Here is an 18,862-nt window from a genome sequence, read left to right as displayed (position 1 = left end):
AAAAAGGAGAGGGTGATGACGATGTTCGATTGGGGATTATTGGCGAAAATATTCGCGATCAGTCTGAGCTATGTGACGATGAACACGATCCGGTTCATGTTGACGATAAAAGGCTACCGCATTTTGGCGCCACTATTGAGTATGGTGGAAATCGTCATCTATGTTTTGGGACTGTCGATGGTCATGAACAGTCTGGACAATCCACTCAATCTGGCGGCCTATGCGCTCGGGTACGGCGCCGGCATCGCTATCGGCATCAAAATCGAGGATTTGCTCGCGCTCGGCTACACGATGATCACCGTCATGACGCAGGACGTGGACAGCTCGATGCCAAATCAACTGCGCGATTTTGGTTATGGGGTCTCTTGCTACAGAGCCCACGGGAGAGATGGCGAGCGTCTTGTGCTTGAAATCCTGCTGACGCGGAAAGCTGAACGCCACCTGCAGAACAAAGTGTTGGAAATCGATCCGAAAGCCTTCATGGTTTCATACGATCCCAAGTATATCCACGGCGGCTTCTGGTCCAAACGGGTCCATCTTGGCAAAAAATAAACGAATGAATAAATGAACGGGCAAGGAAAGGGGAAACGATATGACAGAACTTGTGAAATTGGGAAGAACCGACCTACTGATCCATCCGATCGGGCTGGGGGCGAACAAAATTGCCGCAGCCGATCCGGAAACGAACACCGAATACGGCGGCGATGTGCTGCTGAGCGCAATCGGCAAAGGACTTAACTTCATCGATACTGCGTTTATGTATGGAATGGGCACTTCCGAAACGATCATCGGCAAGACGCTGAAGGAACACAACCTGCGCAATAACGTGGTCATCGCCACAAAAGGCGCGCACGAGGTGACCGAAGCCGGCATCGTCTTGAACAACAATCCAGCTTTCCTGACGGAGCAGGTCGAAAACAGCCTGAGACGTCTGCAGACCGATCATATCGACCTTTACTACATCCATTTTCCGGATGAAGCGACACCCAAAGCCGAAGCGGTCGGCGCGCTGCATCGACTGAAGGAACAAGGGAAGATCCGTGCCATCGGCGTCTCCAATTTCAATCTGGAGCAGCTGAAGGAAGGCAACGCCAACGGCTACATCGACGTTGTCCAGGATGAATACAACCTTTTGAACCAGTCGGCCGAAGAAAAGCTGTTCCCGTATTGCCGCGAACAGGGCATCTCCTTCATCCCGTACTTCCCGTTCGCGTCCGGGCTGTTGGCCGGCAAGTACACGGAAGCTTCGGTCCTGTCGGAGAAACAACAGCAGCGTCCGCAGTTCCAGGGCGACACCTACAAAGACATCCTGAAGCGTGTGGATCAGATCCGACCGCTAGCTACGAAGCACCGGACCGGGTTGCAGAATGTCGTTTTGGCCTATTACTTGTCCAAGGATGTCGTCGACGCCGTCATTCCGGGCGCACGCAACCGACAGCAAGTGCTTGAGAACCTTGAAGCCGCAGAAGTCCGTTTGGATGCAGAGGACATCGCATTGATCCAGCAAGCTTTCCCGGCATCTTACCGGTTGCCGAAATGATTTTCTGATCGTTTTAATACCTCTTTATTACAAAATGATGAAAAAAGCATTTGACATTCATTAGATACAGGCATAGAATTACATCATAATCTAACAAACAGAAGGGGGAGAATGAGAATGGATGCGACTTGCGGAATGTGTATGTTACAGAACAAAAAGAAAGCGTCGTTCTCATTTGATGCCCTAGTCATTCTAAAAGTGATTTAGCCCAGGATTCTTACTTACTACAAGTAGAGTCCTATTTCCGTTTCATTGGGCTCTCATTAAAGAATGAGCCTAATCACATGGGCTCATTCTTTTTTTTCATCGTTAATTCTGATAAATAATATAGATATGGAGTGGTTTGGATGACAGAAATGACACAGACAGCAGAACAAAAAGCGTTGAACATCGATTGGGAAAATCTAGGATTCAGTTATATCAAGACGGATTACCGCTTCATTTCTTATTGGAAAGACGGAAAATGGGACGATGGCGAAATGACGACCGACAACAAAGTCCACATCAGCGAAGGGTCTCCGGTTCTGCACTACGGCCAATCCTGCTTCGAGGGGATGAAGGCGTACCGCACAAAAGACGGCAGCATCAACCTGTTCCGTCCGGACGAGAATGCCAAGCGGATGATCAATAGCTGCCAACGCCTGTTGATGCCTGAGTTTCCGGTGGAAAAATTTGTCGAAGCGGCTAAAGCGGTCGTCAAAGCTAATGAAAAATGGGTGCCGCCATACAACACCGGCAGCACACTCTATCTGCGTCCTTACTTGATGGGTGTCGGCGACAACATCGGCGTCAGCCCGGCGACCGAATACATCTTCTCAATCTTCGCGATGCCGGTTGGCCCTTACTTCAAAGGCGGCTTGACGCCGACGAACTTCATCGTGTCCGACTACGACCGTGCCGCTCCACATGGTACGGGTGCAGCGAAGGTCGGCGGAAACTACGCAAGCAGCTTGCTGCCTGGTAAAGAAGCGCATGATCGCAACTTCAGCGACTGCATCTACTTGGACCCAGCTACGCACACGAAGATTGAAGAAGTAGGTTCCGCAAACTTCTTCGGGATCACGAAGGATAACCGTTTTGTGACTCCAAAATCACCATCGATCCTGCCGAGCATCACCAAATATTCCTTGTTGTATTTGGCTGAGCACCACTTGGGCATGGAAGTCGAGGAAGGCGATGTCTTCATCGACAAGCTGGATGGGTTCAGCGAAGCCGGCGCCTGCGGTACAGCGGCAGTCATCTCTCCAATCGGCGGCATCCAGTACGGCGACAATTTCCATGTCTTCAATTCCGAAACAGAAGTCGGACCTGTCACACGCAAATTGTATGAAGAACTGACCGGCATCCAATTCGGCGACATTGAAGCGCCAGAAGGCTGGATCGTGAAAGTAGACTAAGCAAATAGATGACAATGCAGCTCTCCCAAGGCCTTTGTGCTGGAGGAGAGCTGTTTTTTTAGTTGGTGACAACCCGGGGGTGAGTGGGGGACGGCAGCTCCGATAAGCGGGGCTCTGCCCGGAGGACAGCGCGTGCGCAAGCAATCAGCTCCGACGAGCGAATGCTGGCCGGAGGAGGGTCGGTATCGGGCAGGCGACCTCCGGCGAAGCCGATGTGGCCGGAGGTGACATTTTTCTGGGTCACTAGCTCCGGCAAGGACCGGCTTCGCCGGAGCACGGCGTCAGCTCCGATAAGCGGGGCTCTGCCCGGAGAACAGCTTGCGCGCCAACGATCAACTACGGTGAGCGAATGCTGGCCGGAGGAGGGGCGGTATCCGGCAGGCGACCTCCGGTGAAGCCGACGCGGACGGAGGTGGCATTTTCTAGCGGTCACCATCTCCGGCGGGGGAACCTTCATCGGAGCAGACTGATTACTAGCACAAGCATTTTCAATGCTTATCTGTGGCATTCCCAGCCGCTTTTGGCTATGATTAAGCTATAGAGCTTGGCGGGAGGAAAAAGGAATGAACGCATTAAGAAAATACATCAGAAATCCAAAAATGCGCCAAATTGTCGGCTTATTCCAGGAACATTGGGGCCGGATGGAGATCGGGCGGCAGTCGGCTGAGATGGCCTACTATGTGCTGTTGGCGCTGCTTCCGACATTGTTGTTGTTGGGGAACATCATTCCGTTGTTGCCGTTGCCACGGGAGCAGGTGCTGTCCTACGTGGAGATGGCCTTGCCGCTTGAAATCCGCAACACCATCACACCGATACTGGAAGAATACTTGTCCAGCGGCAGTGGCGGGGTGGTTTCATTCGGGCTGGTTCTGTCAATCTGGACGGCTTCGAAAGCATTCAATGTCTTCCAGAACGTTTTGAATCAAGTTTACAATACGAAGATGCGGAAGAACATCATCGTCCACAGGATCTTTTCGTTCGTGATCGCCTTTCTGTTGGTCGCCATGATTTCGCTTGTCGCTGTCCTGTTCATGTTCGGCAGATATATCCGTGATTTCTTCGAAGAATTTTTATCCATCCAGCTGGACTTCATCACCGCCTTCGAAAACGTCCGTTGGATTGGGGCCTTCCTGATCATTTCCGTCATCATGACGGTCATTTATTTCGTGGTGCCGAATGTGCGTTGGTCATTTAAATTTTCGGTGCCGGGTGCGGCGTTCGCAACGATCGGTTTCCTGTTGATTTCGCAACTGTTCTCCTTTTATGTCGGACTCGCCGGCAGCCAGGCCATCGGAAACAGTGCGATCGGGGTCGTGATCACGCTTCTGCTGTGGCTGTATCTGATGGGGACGGTGCTGATATTGGGTGGCTTCCTCAATGTGATGCTGTACCATTATTTCCGGCCGTTACCGATTGTCTTGAAAGAAGAGAGCCGCTATGCGATCCGTTATTCTAAGAACGCATTGGCGTTGACCGTCAATGAACAATCTTTGAAACGGCGCCTGATCCGTAAAAAACTGCGCATCCAAGGGAACAAACAAGCAGACAAGTGATTGAATCCGGAATGACGAGGCAGAGAGGTTTAGGTTTTTTTAAACCTCCTCGCCTTTTTTTTTGGGCGAAGTTTCTATATAATGAATAGATAGCACGCCTATTGTTTTTGAAAGAAAGGATTTAATCATGCGAAATCAACAAACTACGCAGAATGCGGATGTTTCGAAGATCGATTACGGCATTATCCTGTCCGTGTTCCTTCTGGCCATCATCAGCGTCCTGACGATTTATTCAACTACTGTCCTGCAGACGGACGGCGGGATCGATACGACCATCATGCAGCTCGTCTGGTACGGCATCGGCATCATCGCCGCGGCCATCGTGATGCATTTCGATTCCGAACAACTCTGGAAAGTCGCGCCGATTGCATATGGTGCCGGCATCCTGCTCCTGTTCCTAGTTCTCATTTTTTATGACCGCAACACTTATGCGTTGCAAGGAGCGAAAAGTTGGTTCCGATTCGGTTCCGTCACTTTCCAGCCTTCTGAGGTCGTAAAGGTCGCCCTCATCATCATGCTGGCGCGGGTCATCACCGAGCACAATATGCATATCGATGACCGGACCGAAAAAACCGACATGAACTTGCTTCTGAAGATCGCCATGTGGTCGGCACCGCCGCTTCTGCTGGTCATCTTGCAGAATGACCTCGGTACCACGCTCGTTTTCCTGGCGATCATCATCGGCATGACATTTCTTTCCGGCGTATCCTGGAAAATCCTGCTTCCCGTATTCGGGACGATCGGTGCCCTTGGATCGCTGCTCATCTACTTGGTTGTCTACAACCGCGACGTGCTACTGAATTTCGGCTTCCAGAATTACCAATTCGCCCGGATCGATTCCTGGCTCGACCCGTTTGGGGACAGCACCGGGGATGCCTATCAACTGGCGCAAAGCATGAAAGCGATCGGATCAGGCAAACTGTTCGGTAAAGGCCTCGGCGTTTCCGAAGTCTACGTGCCGGTGCGCGTCTCCGATATGATCTTCTCCACGATCGGCGAGAATTTTGGCTTCATCGGCGGGTGTTTTCTCATTTTCATCTATTTCCTGCTGATTTATCAGATGATCCGCATCTGTTTCGATACGAAAAATGAATTTTATGCCTACATGGCGACGGGCGTCATCATGATGATCCTGTTCCACGTATTGGAAAATATTGGCATGACGATCGGGCTGTTGCCGATCACCGGTATCCCATTGCCGTTCATCTCGCAAGGGGGCTCGGCGCTCCTCGGCAATATGCTCGGAATCGGACTGGTCATGTCGATGCGTTACCATTACCGCAGCTATATGTTCTCGGACGAGGACGAACATTTCGGCATCTGACCCTAACTCAAGGAGGAATTGCATGATTACCATCTACCAACATCCCCAATGCTCGACCTGCAAAAAGACGCGTGCTTGGTTCGAGGAAGAGGGCATCGCCTACGAATTGAAGGACATCCGTGAAGAGCGTCCGGACCGGGAAAGCATCCGCCAAGCGATCGCATCAGGCAATCTGACGCTGCGCCGCATCTTCAATACGAGCGGCAACCTGTACAAGGAAATGCAACTGAAGGACAAACTCGACAACATGGACCTGGAGGAAGCGCTGGACCTGCTCGAATCGGACGGCATGCTGATCCGTCGGCCATTCGTCACGGACGGCACGCAGATCACGGTCGGCCACGACGAAGAGAAACTTACGACGACCTGGAAATAAGCGAAGGAGGAAAACAACATGACTGAAAACACAGTGAAATACAGCGAGAACGGCTTCTGGATCAAGAAGGAAGCGGACAAGTACATCATCGGCCTTTCCGAAAAAGGCCATGATGACCTGGGCGAAGTCAGTTTCATCGACCTGCCGGAAACGGGAGCGATTAAAACGACCGATACCTTGATCGGAGTGGAAGCCGCCAAAGCGATGACCGACTTGGCTTCGCCGCTTGCCGGCACGATCACAGCGGTGAATGAAGCATTGGAAAACAATCCTGAGAACCTGAACAGCACCGATGCAACAGTGAACTGGATCGTCGAGCTGACGGATGTTTCTGAGGAAGCTTTCGAAGCTTTGCTGAACGAATCCGGACTTTAGAAGAATGTGAAAAGATTAAAAGGCAAGCATCCGGACATCGAGTCCGAGTGCTTGCCTTTTTGATTTTTTGACTGTGCCCCGGCAAAGGCCGGGTTGGCCGGAGGAGCCGGCCGCGGATTGATCTGTCCTCCTGCGAGAGAATCTTGGCAGGAGGACAGATTGATTATCACGTTCGTCCTCCGGCGAGGTTTGTCTCACCGGAGGACGCGAAACCTTTCCGCCCCCAACTCTGGCGAAGAGATCCTCGCCGGAGCTGAGCCCCGACACCCGACATCCTGCTAGCGCGCTGACCGCGCGACCAGATCCTCAAAGAACAGTCGCATGTTTTTTGCTTCCGGTATCATCGTCTCTGGGTGCCATTGGATGGCAAGGATGCTTTGTTCCGGATCCGTCGCTTCGACGGCTTCAACAAGACCGTCTGGGCTGTATCCGACCGGCTGCAAACCTTTGGCAACGACTTTCAATGCTTGATGGTGGAAGGAATTCACCGACAGCTTTTCGCCGACGAGGCCGTGGAGGTGGCTGCCTTCCGTTAAGATGACGGAGTGGGTCGCATATTTGAAGTCTGTCTTTTGTTGGTGCTGGATGCGCATTTCCGGATATTCATGCGCAAGGTCCTGGTAAAGGCTCCCGCCCATCTGGACGTTCAAAATCTGCAAGCCGCGGCAGACGGCCAGGATCGGTTTCTTCTGTTTCAGAGCTTCCTCCACAAGCGCCATTTCGAAGTCGTCGCGCAGAGGGAAGGTCGCGCCGATGTGCAGGCTCGGTTCTTCGCCGTAAAAGCTCGGGGAAACATCCTGACCGCCCGTCAACAACAGCCCGTCGATTTTGGCGACATAGTCGGCTGCTGTTTCGGGGGCGCCGATCGGAATGATCAGCGGATTGCCTCCTGCGGCCTGGACCCCTTTCACGAATCCGATAGGGGTGTAGGCGACGGAAATCCCTGAGAAAGCAGGGACAGCCTCCAGTAATTGGTTGCCGGTTATGCCGATCAATGGTCTCATATATATTGTCTTCCTTTCGTTCTTGACTGATTTTTACCATTTTACATCATAATTGAGAATATGGGAAAGAATCGTTCTTATAAGTGGACAAAACGGGTTGATAGTTTATAATGATTATAAATTGAAAAAAAATATCGTTGATTAATGGGGTTTTCATAATGATTCCATTGCGAAAGGTTTTCAATTGGGTTAAAATAGTCGTAGTATTAATTATGAAGGTTCGATTAAAATATATAGATTGTGAGGAGTTAATTTATGTCTACTTTAGAAATAATAGATCTGCATGTCTCCATTGAGGATAAACAAATTTTGAAGGGTGTCAACCTGGTGATGAACACAGGGGAAATCCATACCATCATGGGGCCGAACGGAACGGGTAAATCGACTTTGTCACAAGCAATCATGGGTCACCCGAGCTACACGATCACACAAGGCCAAGTTCTCTTGGACGGCCAAGATGTGACGGAAATGGAAGTCGACGAACGCGCACGCGCAGGCCTGTTCCTGGCGATGCAATATCCAAGCGAAATCGCCGGCATCACAAACGCTGAATTCATGCGCGCAGCCATCAATGCCCGCCGCCCGGAAGACGACAAAATTTCGGTCATGAACTTCATCAAAAAATTGGACGAAAAAATGGAAATCCTGAACATGCCGGAAGAAATGGCTGAACGCTATCTGAACGAAGGCTTCTCAGGCGGAGAAAAGAAACGCAACGAAATCCTGCAGTTGATGATGATCGAACCGAAATTCGCCATTCTTGACGAAATCGACTCCGGTTTGGATATCGATGCTCTGAAAGTCGTCTCCAAAGGCGTGAACCTGATGGCAGGTCCTGATTTCGGAGTCCTGATCATCACCCATTACCAACGTCTCTTGAATTATGTACACCCTACATTCGTCCATGTCATGATGGACGGCCGCATCGTGAAATCCGGCGACGCCAGCTTGGCGAAACGTCTGGAAGCGGAAGGCTACCGCGGCATCCGCGACGAATTAGGTCTAGATATCCATTTGGATGAAGAATAGGAGGACGTCACATGCTGAACGAAGAAAAAACGTCCTTGTTGGATGCGGTTCGTCTGTTTTCCATTGAAAAGGAAGAACCGGAATGGATGCGCAGCAAACGTTTGGAATGGCTGGAAAAATACGAAGAGCAGGCTTTCCCATTGATGGAACGCATCAGCTATCACCGTTGGCCGCTCCTTGACACAACCATTTCTGCCGGTGCATACGGCGAGGAATTGGTGAACAGCCAAGGTCTCCAATACGACTTGGGCGACACACCGAAAATCGTGCAATACGGAAATGTGACGCTGATGGAGCAATTGCCGCAGCATTTGATCGATCAAGGCGTCATTTTCACCGACTTATATACAGCCGCTCAGGATTATCCTGAATTGGTCCAAGAATACTACATGACGACTGCTGTGAAACCGGAAGAAGACCGTTTTACCGCTTTCCACACAGCCTTCATGAACAGCGGTGTCTTCCTTTACGTGCCGAAGAACGTCGTCATCGAAGAACCGTTGGAAGCTCTGTTCATCCAGAATTCCCACGTGAAGGAAAGCTTCGTCAAACACGTGCTTTTGGTAGCTGACGTGAACAGCTCCGTCAAATACGTGGAGCGCTACAAAACGGAAGGCAACGAAAAGAACAGCGCCAACATCATCGTTGAGGTCATCACGAAAACCGGCGCGCAAGTCAAATTTTCTGCAGTCGACACCATGGGCGAAAACACATCCGTCTACATCAACCGCCGCGGCCACCTGTTGAAGGATTCCTCCATCGATTGGGCGATCGGCGTCATGAACGACGGCAATGTCATCTCCGATTTCGACTCCGATCTGATCGGCGACGGTTCCCACAGTGAAATCAAAGTCGTTGCTGTTTCCACAGGCAGACAAGTGCAGGGCATCGATACGCGCGTAACGAACTACGGCAAGCACTCGATCGGCCATATCCTGCAGCACGGGGTCATCATGGACCGTTCGACTTTGACCTTCAACGGCATCGGCCACATCATCAAAGGTGCGAAGGGCGCTGACGCGCAGCAAGAAAGCCGCATTCTGATGCTGTCCGATAACGCAAGAGGGGATGCGAACCCGATCCTGTTGATCGACGAGAACGACGTCACAGCCGGCCATGCCGCCAGCGTTGGACGCGTCGATCCGGAAGAGATGTTCTATCTTCTTTCCCGCGGTATCCCTAAGGCAGAAGCAGAGCGTCTGGTCATCCGCGGATTCCTGGGTACGGTCATCGCGGCCATCCCGGTCAAAGAAATCCGTGAAAGCCTAGTAGAGATGATCGAAAGGAAGTTGATGAAGCTTTGATCGATGCACATAAAATCAAACAGGACTTCCCGATCCTTTTCCAGACCGTGAACGACGAGCCGCTGATCTATCTGGATAACGCGGCCACTTCACAAAAGCCGAAACAGGTGTTGGAAGCCATCCAACACTACTATGAATTTGACAATGCCAATATCCACCGCGGCGTGCACACATTGGCGGAACGCGCGACTTCAGCCTACGAAGCCGCCCGCGAAAAACTGCGCCGCTTCATCAATGCCGCTTCGACGAAGGAAGTCCTCTTCACCCGCGGCACGACTACCGGCCTGAACTGGGTCGCTGTCGGCTTTGGCGATCTGATCGTCGAAGAGGGCGACGAAATCTACATCACGCCGATGGAGCACCACTCCAACGTGGTTCCTTGGCAACAGTTGGCGAAACGCAAGAAGGCCAAATTGGTATACCTGCCGTTGACTGCAGACGGCTTCGTCGATGTCGAAAAATCGGCTGAAGTCATCACTGCAAAAGGCAAAATCCTTTCAGTCTGCCATTCCTCGAACGTTTTAGGAATCACCAATCCGATCAAGGAACTGGCCGCATTGATCCACCAACACAATGGCTACATCGTCGTGGACGGCGCCCAATCGACACCGCACATGAAGGTCGATGTGCAGGCCTTGGATGCCGATTTCTACGCTTTCAGCGGCCACAAGATGCTTGGACCTACCGGATCCGGCGTGCTTTACGGCAAGGAAGCTTTGCTTGAAAAAATGGAGCCTGTCGAATTCGGCGGCGAAATGATCGATTTCGTCTACGAACAGGAAAGCACCTGGAATGTCCTGCCTTGGAAATTCGAAGCGGGCACACCGAACATCGCCGGCGGAATCGGCCTTGGGGCTGCCGTCGACTATCTGGAAGCGATCGGCATGGATGCCATCGAAGCCTACGAGAAGGAAATCGTGCGCTACGTGCTGCCGAAACTGCAGGCGATCGAAGGCATCACCGTCTACGGTCCTGCCGATCCGGAAAAGCACACGGGCGTCATCACCTTCAACCTGGAAGGGATCCATCCGCATGACTTGGCCACGGCTTTCGACATGGAAGGCATCGCTGTCCGCGCCGGCCACCACTGCGCGCAGACGTTGATGCGTTATCTGGACGTATCCTCGACAGCCAGAGCGAGTTTCTATTTCTACAACACATTCGAAGAGGCCGATCAATTCATCGCCTCCTTGCACACTATAAAGGAGTTTTTCAAAGATGGCTTTATCTAAACTAGAAAACCTATACCGCCATGTCATTCTTGACCACTCCAGTCATCCGCACAATTACGGCACCTTGGAAAACGCCGACGAACAGATCGAGCTGAACAACCCGACCTGCGGCGACGTCATCACCCTGCAGTTGGCGATGGATGGCGACATCATCAAGCAGGCCAAATTCTCCGGCCACGGCTGCAGCATCAGCACGGCCAGCGCCAGCATGATGACGGACGTGGTCATCGGCAAAACGAAAGAAGAAGCGTTGTGCTTGGCTGAAGAATTTTTCCTGCTTGTGCAGGACAAAATCGAGCCGAACGAGAAGCACCTCGGTGAAGCAATCGTCCTGAACGGTGTCGCAAAATTCCCGGCCCGCATCAAGTGCGCCACTTTGGCTTGGAAGGCTTTGGAAAGAGCGATTCTCCAGGACAAAAAAGAAAAAGGGGAAGTACAAGCGGAATCCCCGCATGAAGGAGAGATCTTATGAGCGAAGTACCAGTAGTTGACGATTATAAATTTGGCTTTCATGACGACGCAAAAATCATCTATTCCACCGGAAAAGGACTGACTGAAGAAATCGTCAGGGAAATATCCGAATCAAAAGAAGAGCCGGAATGGATGTTGGATTTCCGTCTGAAATCATTGGAAGCCTACCATAAATCAACCTTGCCGAATTGGGGACCGGATTTATCCCATCTGAAATTCGACGAAATCACTTATTTCCAGAAGGCAACCGATAAGGTAGCCAGAACCTGGGAAGATGTGCCTGACGAAATCAAGGAAACCTTCGAAAAAATCGGGATCCCTGAGGCCGAGCGCGCTTATCTGGCCGGCGTAACGGTCCAGTATGAGTCGGAGGCCGTCTACCACAACATGAAGGATGAGTTCGAGAAATTGGGCATCATCTTCACCGATACGGACACGGCCCTGAAGGAATATCCGGAACTCTTCAAGGAATACTTCGCCAGCATTGTACCGCCGACTGACAACTTCGAAGCGGCCTTGAATTCGGCTGTTTGGTCCGGTGGCACGTTCATCTATGTTCCGAAAGGCGTCATCTGCGATGTGCCGTTGCAGACATACTTCCGCATCAACAACGAAGGCTCCGGGCAATTCGAGCGCACGCTGATCGTCGTCGACGAAGGCGCCAGCGTCCACTATGTCGAAGGCTGTACCGCACCGACCTATTCGGCAGACAGCCTGCATTGCGCAGTCGTTGAGATCCTCGTGAAGAAGGACGCCTACTGCCGTTACACGACCATCCAAAACTGGTCAGGCAACGTCTATAACCTGGTGACGAAACGTGCCGTAGCCTTGGAAAATGCGACGATGGAATGGATAGACGGAAACTTGGGGTCAAAAGTGACCATGAAATACCCAAGCGTCATCCTGAACGGACGCGGCGCCAAAGGAACGATGCTATCCGTAGCTTTCGCCGGCAAAGGCCAGCAGCAGGATACTGGCGCGAAAATGATCCACAACGCACCGTACACGTCCAGCTCGATCGTCTCCAAGTCGATCGCCAAAGACGGCGGGGCAGTGAACTACCGCGGACAAGTGAAGTTCGGAAAGAAATCGGAAGGATCGATCTCGCATATCGAATGCGACACGATCATCATGGATGACATCTCAACTTCCGACACGATTCCGTTCAACGAAATCCACAACGGCAAAGTCTCCCTGGAGCACGAAGCGAAAGTTTCCAAAATCTCCGAAGAGCAGCTTTACTACCTGATGAGCCGTGGCCTCAGCGAGTCCCAAGCGACCGAAATGATCGTCATGGGCTTCGTCGAGCCATTCACCAAAGAACTTCCGATGGAGTATGCAGTCGAGTTGAACAGACTGATTGCTTACGAGATGGAAGGGTCTGTAGGATAAAACACAAAAGAGGTTCAAAAACGTTTGTATATCAACGTTTTTGAACCTCTTTTTTTTTGCATACTCCCAGCGGTGGTTTTTGTATTGCAACAAATTTCCCCACTTCCTGTAGTTTCATGTACATGAGTGGGGTTCTTTTATTTACCCAGGCAAATTGTCAATTGCATATTGCGCTTGTTCTGCCGAGTAACCTTCGTAAATCAATTGATCATACAGACCTTGGTCGGAGAACGAAGAGAAGTCTAAATAATCAATAGCTGTTTGAAGAGCATTCGCATTCCAATCCGTTACCACATTATCGACAGCGTATTGTACTGCATCTTCAGGAAAACCTTCATATATCAGTTGGTCATAAAGCCCAGATTTAGAAAAACTCGTAAAATTAAGGTAGTCATTTGCGCTACCTAGTGCATTTCTAAATTCTCTTGAAACTTCTGGAGCAGCAGGAGCTGGAGCTACAACAGGTTCGCTTGGTATAGTCGCTACTGGCTCTTCAACGATACTAGGTTCTTCAGCAATAACGCTCTCGGAAGAAGCGACCTCTGGCGCAGTAACTTCAGCAACAACGCTTTCGGAAGAGGCTGCCTCTGGTACAGAAACTTTAGCTGGCTCGGTTTGTGTAGTTGTTGAAGTATTGGCATTATTATCAGCGCTGGATTCGGAATCAGATCCGCCGGAAGTGAGCAGGAAAATGGAGCCGAATAGGCCAATAACCGTAGCCACTACAGAATATTTCATTTTTTGAGGATTTGGCTCTTTCTTTGTATAGTACCAAATACCAAGTCCTCCAATAATTAAAATAATAGGTGAAATTATTGAAAATAAAGCAATTAAAATACTAAAAATCATCAAACCGCCAATCCATTTACCAATCGTTTTCATTTTTTTTACCCCCTAATATTTTTCAGTTCCTTATAGAGAAAAACAACTCCCAACGGCAGACCACTTGCCGTCACTATCATTATACTCTAATGAATAATAAATATTGTGGACAAAATAAAACATTTTATTTGTAGTAAATATATAAATTGATTCTTTGCAAATCAAACAAGACTTCTATAGCCTTTCCATTTATCCGGGCAGGGTTCTTTTCCGTAATAATGTAAGGCGCATAAAAGCTGTTCTCTGCAACCCACATAACAATGAGTGTGATCGGAACTCCGGCCAAGGACCATCCGGCCGAAGTTCAACACCAAAAATGAACCTTCATCCCCGATGAGGACCGCTCAACCGGAGGAGGGGGTCAAAATGGTATCTGATCTGCGGCGAGGACCCGGCAACCGGAGAAGGGCAAAACTCCGAGTCCGCTTCTCCGGTTGCCCAAAAAAAAAAGCAACCCCGTCCAACTATTCCTCACAAAATAATCTAACCATGGTTACGCTTCATTTTTTACTTTCATAATCAAAACCGCGATATTTACGAATTATGTTATAGAAAAGCCACAACATATTGTGGAAGGACGGGACAGTAAGGTATTCTATTGGAAATTCAAGAAGTTCAGAAAGTTCTGGCAGTAATGAATTTAAGAAATGTGAGAGGAGGGAATAAAATGTCAAGTTTCTTTAGTTGGGATCTAGTGTGGGAGTTTTTTCCTAAAATTCTCAGTGCGTTGCCCGTGACTTTGTTGATTGTAGGCATTGCGACTTTTGTAGGCTTGGTGTTAGGAAGTTTTATTGCGTTCATACGGGTGGAAAAAATACCGATATTGAATCAACTAGCCGCAGTATTTGTTTCCTTTATTCGCGGGACGCCGATTCTAGTCCAGTTATACATCGTTTATTACGGTGTGCCCAGCCTCTTACAGGCGATCCAAATTGATGTGTCATCATGGGACAAAATTATTTTCATCTACATTACGTACGGATTGAACACAGCAGCGTTTCAATCAGAAACCATTCGCGCCGCAATCTTGAGTGTACCCATCACGCAGAAAGAAGCCAGCATCGCTTGTGGGCTGACGAAGTCGCAAATGTACTTGCGTGTCATTCTTCCACAAGTTGTCCTCGTTGCGTTACCATCATTCGGTACCACGACCGTCGCGTTGCTGCAAGATACATCGTTGGCATTTACGATCGGGATAGTGGATGTGGTCGGCAAAGCGCGTGCCATTGGTGCCGTGACCTACCACACGCTGGAAGGATATGTAGGCGCGGCAGTTCTGTTCATTACATTGAGCATTATTCTTGAACGAGTCTTTAACGTGTTGGAAAAACGGATGAATTTCGCAGAAGCAAAAAAATCATCATTCCAACTACCAAAATTATTACTAATGAAAAATAAAAAGGTTCAAATCAAAAAGGTTCAAAAAATCGAGACAAATTTGAAGGAGGAATTATTATGAAAAAGACAACAGTGGGATTTGGAGCAAGTTTATTGATGGCAGGGGTTATCTTGGCTGGGTGCAGCAGCGGCTCAGCTGAAACCGAAAGTGCAGCGGACAGCGGCGCGACAGAGGTTAAAGTAGGTACAGGGAATGAAGCTCTACCTTATGCGTATCTGGATGAAAATGGTGAATATGATGGTTACGATGTCGCTGTAGTAAGAGCCATTGATGAAAAATTGACGGATTACACGTTTGTTTTTGAAGGAGCGGACTTCCCGACAACATTGTCAAATTTAGAGAGCGATAAAGTTCAGATGGCAGCCTTCGAACTTGAAGTAAATGCAGAGCGCCAAGAAAAATTTGTATACGGTGATGTCGGTTACGTGGTCTGGGATACATACATTGTCTCTGATCCGGATGCAGGAACGGTTTACGAGTCCTTTGACGATCTTGCCGGTAAAAAAGTATATGCCACAACCGCAACGAACCAGGCAGCAATGGCTGAAACGTATTTAGAAGAAAATCCCGATGCCTTTGAATTAGTTTATGGCGAATACAACAACGAACAGATCGTTCAAGCGATTACCTCTGGAGCCGTGGATGCATCATTAGCACCAAAATATCAAGTGGATAACTGGAACCGTTCCTTTAATGAAAACTTAGCAATCGGTAGCGAACCAGTCCATAAATCGGACGCTTACCTGCTATTCAATAAAGAAACCGATCAAGCCTTCATCGATGCCGTGAACACAGCATTAGAGGAATTAAAAGCGGATGGAACGATTAAAGAACTTTCCGAAGAATACTTAGATGGTGATTACGTTCCAGAATAAGAAAGGATGAGGGCCATGAGTTTCAAATTTGAGGTGATGATCCAATCATTGAAAGTAGCAAGCCAATACATTGGCACAACATTATTTATGGCCATCACAGCGATAGTCATCGGCGTTATTTTAGGATTAGGGATAGCGCTGATCCGGCTTTATCGCATCAAAGGACTTAGCCAGTTTTTCCAAGCGGTGGTCACTTTGTTGAAAGGCATTCCGATGGTATTGATCATTCTCGCTCTGTATCTGGTCGCTTCCAAACAGTTTGATGTTTGGTCGGAATCCATGAATTGGTCGCTGCGGTTCAGAGATTTCAACATGGTATGGATCGCTATTTCCGCATTGAGTCTATTGGCCACGATCAACAGCAGCGAGATTTTTCGTGGGGCATTTGCGGCTATCAAAAAAGGGCAGTTCGATGCAGCCAAATCAATGGGCATGACCAACCTTCAAACGATTCGCCGGGTTCTGTTGCCGCAAGCAATCCCTATCTCATTACCGATGTTCAGTAATTTATTGATCAGCTTGGTTAAGGCTTCGTCCTTAGCCTCGATGGTCAGTGTCGTCGATGTCTTTGCAGCCGCGAAGATCACAGCTCAGCAAAACTACCGGTTCCTGGAAGCCTATGTGGCGGTTGCAGTCATTTATTGGGGAATCAGCCTGGTGATCGAAAAAGGGGCGCAAATCCTTGAACAGCGCATGACCCGTAAATTGAGGAGGGCGATTTTATGATGGAAGTACGCAATATCCACAAGCGCTTCGGCAAGCAAGAAGTCCTCAAAGGCATCGATATGGATGTCGCCAAAGGGGAAGTTGTCACGCTTCTGGGGCCAAGCGGTTCCGGCAAGACAACTTTTCTCCGCTGTCTGAATTTTTTGGAACGGGCAGATGAAGGCAGCATCCTGTTAGGGGAGACTGAAACAATCGTAAACAAAGCCAATCCGAAAGAGATTTTGGCGCATCAACGCCAAACCGCGATGGTCTTTCAAAATTATGCGTTGTTCCATAACAAGACAGCGCGCGAAAATATTGTGATGCCGCTTTTGCTGACGAAAAAAAGGACAAAACAGGAAGCGTATGAAGTGGCGGATGCTTTACTGGAACAAGTGGGCCTGACCGAACGCAGAGATTTTTATCCCAGCCAACTATCCGGCGGCCAGCAGCAGCGGATCGGAATTGCGCGGGCCTTGGCGTTGAATCCGAAAGTGATCTTGTTCGATGAACCGACCTCAGCATTGGATCCGGAATTAGTCGGACAAACGCTGACGCTCCTGCGGGACATCGCAGAAACCGGCGCAACGATGGTGCTGGTGACGCATGAGATGAAATTCGCTTATGAAGTGTCGGACAAGATCATCTTTATGGAGAATGGCCAAATTGTTGAACAAGGAACACCACAAGCAGTGTTTGAACAAACAAAAGAAGAACGGACCAAAGCCTTTTTGGCCCGTTTCACAACTCAAATGGCAAGATAGGGGAGGAAATAAGATGGCATATCGTTTCGCAAATCGTATGAAGGAATTGAAAACATCTCCTTTACGGGAAAATGCAAGTAAAAACATGGAACTCAAAGATGTAATCTCATTTGCTTACGGCTTTCCGCCGGTTGAAGCTTTTCCAATGGAGACTCTGAAAAAAATTTCCCAAAAATTATACACAGAAGTCGATCCGGAAACGTTTTTGCAATATGGTGCGTCAGAAGGCTATCCCTTGCTGCGTAAGCTGGTCAAAGAAAGGCTGGTGGCAACCGCCAATCTTCAGAATGAGGAACAGGTGTTGATTACATCGGGTTCCACCCAAGCGATGGATATCGCCGTGAAAGTCCTTTGTGATGAGGGAGACGTCGTGCTCTGCGAAGAACAAACCTTTTCAGGGGCGGTGAATGCGATCAAAGGCTACGGAGCCATTCCCGTACCGATCCCGATGAACGTCGCAGAAGAATCCGTCGATTTGGAAGCACTGGAAGAACTGTTGCGTTTTGATCAACGCATCAAGTTCATCTACCTCATTCCCACGTTTCAAAATCCATTGGGGACATCGATTCCTCTGGAAAAACGCCAAGCGATTTACAGCTTGGCCCAAAAATATGATGTGCTGATTTTCGAAGATGACCCTTATGGTGATCTCTTGTACTACGGGGAGCCAATCATGAAGCTGAAGGAGATGGATACGGACGGGCGCGTCATGTATGCGGGTTCGTTCTCCAAAATTTTGGCACCCAGCGCACGGTTAGGCTTCATTATGGCGCCGGATGAAATCATGGAAAAACTGGCTTTGGCCAAGCAAGTTTCTGATTCCCATACCAATTTTTATTGGCAAGTGATGCTGGCGGAATTTATGCAGAATCATCAGTTTGAAGAACATGTCTCGGAGTTGAAACTGTATTATAAGGGGAAATTTGAAGCGATGATTGCGGGTCTTGAAGCATTGCCTGAAGACAAAATTCAGTTCATCAAACCGACAGGCGGCTATTTTATCTGCTGCAAAATGGCGGATGAATTGGATCCGGAAACATTCTATACGGCATTGGACGAAGCCAAGGTCGCTGTTATCCCTGGAAATGTGATGAGCGTGGCGCAAGAAGGATATGAACGTTATTTCCGCTTGAATTTCACCAAACCTACACTTTCGGAAATCGTGGACGGGGTAAAAGTAATCGGTGAAGCTTTGAAACAAGCGACACCTGCATCATCCAAACAAGTGATTTAAGGAGGA

Annotated in this window: 19 protein-coding genes; 17 read left to right on the top strand and 2 right to left on the bottom strand. The window is 49.3% G+C overall.

All coding sequences use genetic code 11. The features are described 5' to 3' along the window. Positions 1-21: 21 nt before the first annotated feature. The 7 genes from C7R73_RS06475 (at position 22) to C7R73_RS06445 (ending at position 6,565) form a co-directional block, all read left to right on the top strand. On the top strand, positions 22-552 hold the full coding sequence (locus C7R73_RS06475) for a DUF2179 domain-containing protein (RefSeq protein ID WP_106449732.1): 531 nt from the start codon (positions 22-24) through the stop codon (positions 550-552). A gap of 40 nt (positions 553-592) precedes the next feature. Next, a complete protein-coding gene (locus C7R73_RS06470) occupies positions 593-1,540 on the top strand; it encodes an aldo/keto reductase (protein WP_106449699.1) in 948 nt (315 codons plus the stop codon). A 356-nt stretch (positions 1,541-1,896) separates the two neighbouring features. Beyond that, complete coding sequence (locus C7R73_RS06465) at positions 1,897-2,937, top strand: branched-chain amino acid aminotransferase (RefSeq protein WP_106449731.1); 1,041 nt, start codon at positions 1,897-1,899, stop codon at positions 2,935-2,937. Between the two features lie 563 nt (positions 2,938-3,500). After that, positions 3,501-4,490 carry a YihY/virulence factor BrkB family protein gene (locus tag C7R73_RS06460; RefSeq protein WP_106449698.1) on the top strand — a complete coding sequence of 330 codons (990 nt, stop codon included), beginning with the start codon at positions 3,501-3,503 and terminating at the stop codon, positions 4,488-4,490. Positions 4,491-4,617: 127 nt separating this feature from the next. Beyond that, positions 4,618-5,814 (top strand): FtsW/RodA/SpoVE family cell cycle protein, encoded by a 1,197-nt coding sequence (locus tag C7R73_RS06455; RefSeq protein ID WP_106449697.1) that lies wholly within the window; start codon positions 4,618-4,620, stop codon positions 5,812-5,814. 22 nt (positions 5,815-5,836) lie between these two features. Beyond that, complete coding sequence (locus C7R73_RS06450; RefSeq protein ID WP_106449696.1) at positions 5,837-6,190, top strand: Spx/MgsR family RNA polymerase-binding regulatory protein; 354 nt, start codon at positions 5,837-5,839, stop codon at positions 6,188-6,190. 18 nt (positions 6,191-6,208) lie between these two features. Beyond that, positions 6,209-6,565: a glycine cleavage system H family protein gene (locus C7R73_RS06445; protein WP_106449695.1), complete on the top strand. Its 357-nt coding sequence runs from the start codon at positions 6,209-6,211 to the stop codon at positions 6,563-6,565. 278 nt (positions 6,566-6,843) lie between these two features. Here the strand turns inward: C7R73_RS06445 and C7R73_RS06440 are convergent, their stop codons facing one another. Beyond that, on the bottom strand, positions 6,844-7,569 hold the full coding sequence (locus C7R73_RS06440; RefSeq protein WP_106449694.1) for a gamma-glutamyl-gamma-aminobutyrate hydrolase family protein: 726 nt from the start codon (positions 7,567-7,569) through the stop codon (positions 6,844-6,846). A 255-nt stretch (positions 7,570-7,824) separates the two neighbouring features. On the opposite strand from C7R73_RS06440, the gene sufC reads away from it, so the two are divergent. From sufC to sufB, 5 genes are read left to right on the top strand one after another with little or no spacing between them, the layout of a single operon-like run. After that, on the top strand, positions 7,825-8,598 hold the full coding sequence (gene sufC, locus C7R73_RS06435) for a Fe-S cluster assembly ATPase SufC (RefSeq protein WP_106449693.1): 774 nt from the start codon (positions 7,825-7,827) through the stop codon (positions 8,596-8,598). Positions 8,599-8,609: 11 nt separating this feature from the next. Beyond that, entirely contained in the window at positions 8,610-9,902 is a 1,293-nt protein-coding gene (gene sufD, locus C7R73_RS06430; protein WP_106449692.1) for a Fe-S cluster assembly protein SufD, read from the top strand. Continuing rightward, positions 9,899-11,134: a cysteine desulfurase gene (locus C7R73_RS06425; protein WP_106449691.1), complete on the top strand. Its 1,236-nt coding sequence runs from the start codon at positions 9,899-9,901 to the stop codon at positions 11,132-11,134. The genes sufD and C7R73_RS06425 overlap by 4 nt, the downstream gene beginning before the upstream one ends. Continuing rightward, the gene (gene sufU / locus C7R73_RS06420) at positions 11,121-11,606 is read left to right on the top strand and encodes a Fe-S cluster assembly sulfur transfer protein SufU (RefSeq protein ID WP_106449690.1); all 486 of its coding nucleotides are present in this window, start codon (positions 11,121-11,123) and stop codon (positions 11,604-11,606) included. The genes C7R73_RS06425 and sufU overlap by 14 nt, the downstream gene beginning before the upstream one ends. Next, positions 11,603-12,997: a Fe-S cluster assembly protein SufB gene (gene sufB, locus C7R73_RS06415; protein ID WP_106449689.1), complete on the top strand. Its 1,395-nt coding sequence runs from the start codon at positions 11,603-11,605 to the stop codon at positions 12,995-12,997. The genes sufU and sufB overlap by 4 nt, the downstream gene beginning before the upstream one ends. Positions 12,998-13,138: 141 nt before the next feature. Here the strand turns inward: sufB and C7R73_RS06410 are convergent, their stop codons facing one another. Further along, entirely contained in the window at positions 13,139-13,879 is a 741-nt protein-coding gene (locus tag C7R73_RS06410; RefSeq protein ID WP_106449688.1) for an Ltp family lipoprotein, read from the bottom strand. A 667-nt stretch (positions 13,880-14,546) separates the two neighbouring features. Between C7R73_RS06410 and C7R73_RS06405 the strand changes: the two genes are divergently transcribed. The 5 genes from C7R73_RS06405 to C7R73_RS06385 are packed head-to-tail and all read left to right on the top strand — an operon-like array spanning position 14,547 to position 18,856. Beyond that, entirely contained in the window at positions 14,547-15,338 is a 792-nt protein-coding gene (locus C7R73_RS06405; protein WP_106449687.1) for an amino acid ABC transporter permease, read from the top strand. Then, entirely contained in the window at positions 15,335-16,153 is an 819-nt protein-coding gene (locus tag C7R73_RS06400; protein WP_106449686.1) for a transporter substrate-binding domain-containing protein, read from the top strand. Before C7R73_RS06405 ends, C7R73_RS06400 begins: the two co-directional genes overlap by 4 nt. A gap of 15 nt (positions 16,154-16,168) precedes the next feature. Next, positions 16,169-16,879, top strand: a complete 711-nt coding sequence (locus C7R73_RS06395) for an amino acid ABC transporter permease (protein WP_106449685.1) — start codon at positions 16,169-16,171, stop codon at positions 16,877-16,879. Further along, positions 16,876-17,622, top strand: coding sequence for an amino acid ABC transporter ATP-binding protein (locus tag C7R73_RS06390; RefSeq protein WP_106449684.1), 747 nt, complete (start codon positions 16,876-16,878; stop codon positions 17,620-17,622). Before C7R73_RS06395 ends, C7R73_RS06390 begins: the two co-directional genes overlap by 4 nt. A gap of 13 nt (positions 17,623-17,635) precedes the next feature. Next, entirely contained in the window at positions 17,636-18,856 is a 1,221-nt protein-coding gene (locus tag C7R73_RS06385; protein WP_106449683.1) for an aminotransferase-like domain-containing protein, read from the top strand. Positions 18,857-18,862 lie beyond the last annotated feature (6 nt).

It is taken from the genome of Trichococcus alkaliphilus (assembly GCF_003008695.1).
GTDB classification, from domain to species: domain Bacteria; phylum Bacillota; class Bacilli; order Lactobacillales; family Aerococcaceae; genus Trichococcus; species Trichococcus alkaliphilus.
Note: the sequence above shows the minus strand (reverse complement) of the source record. Positions and strands in the feature narration are given on the sequence as shown.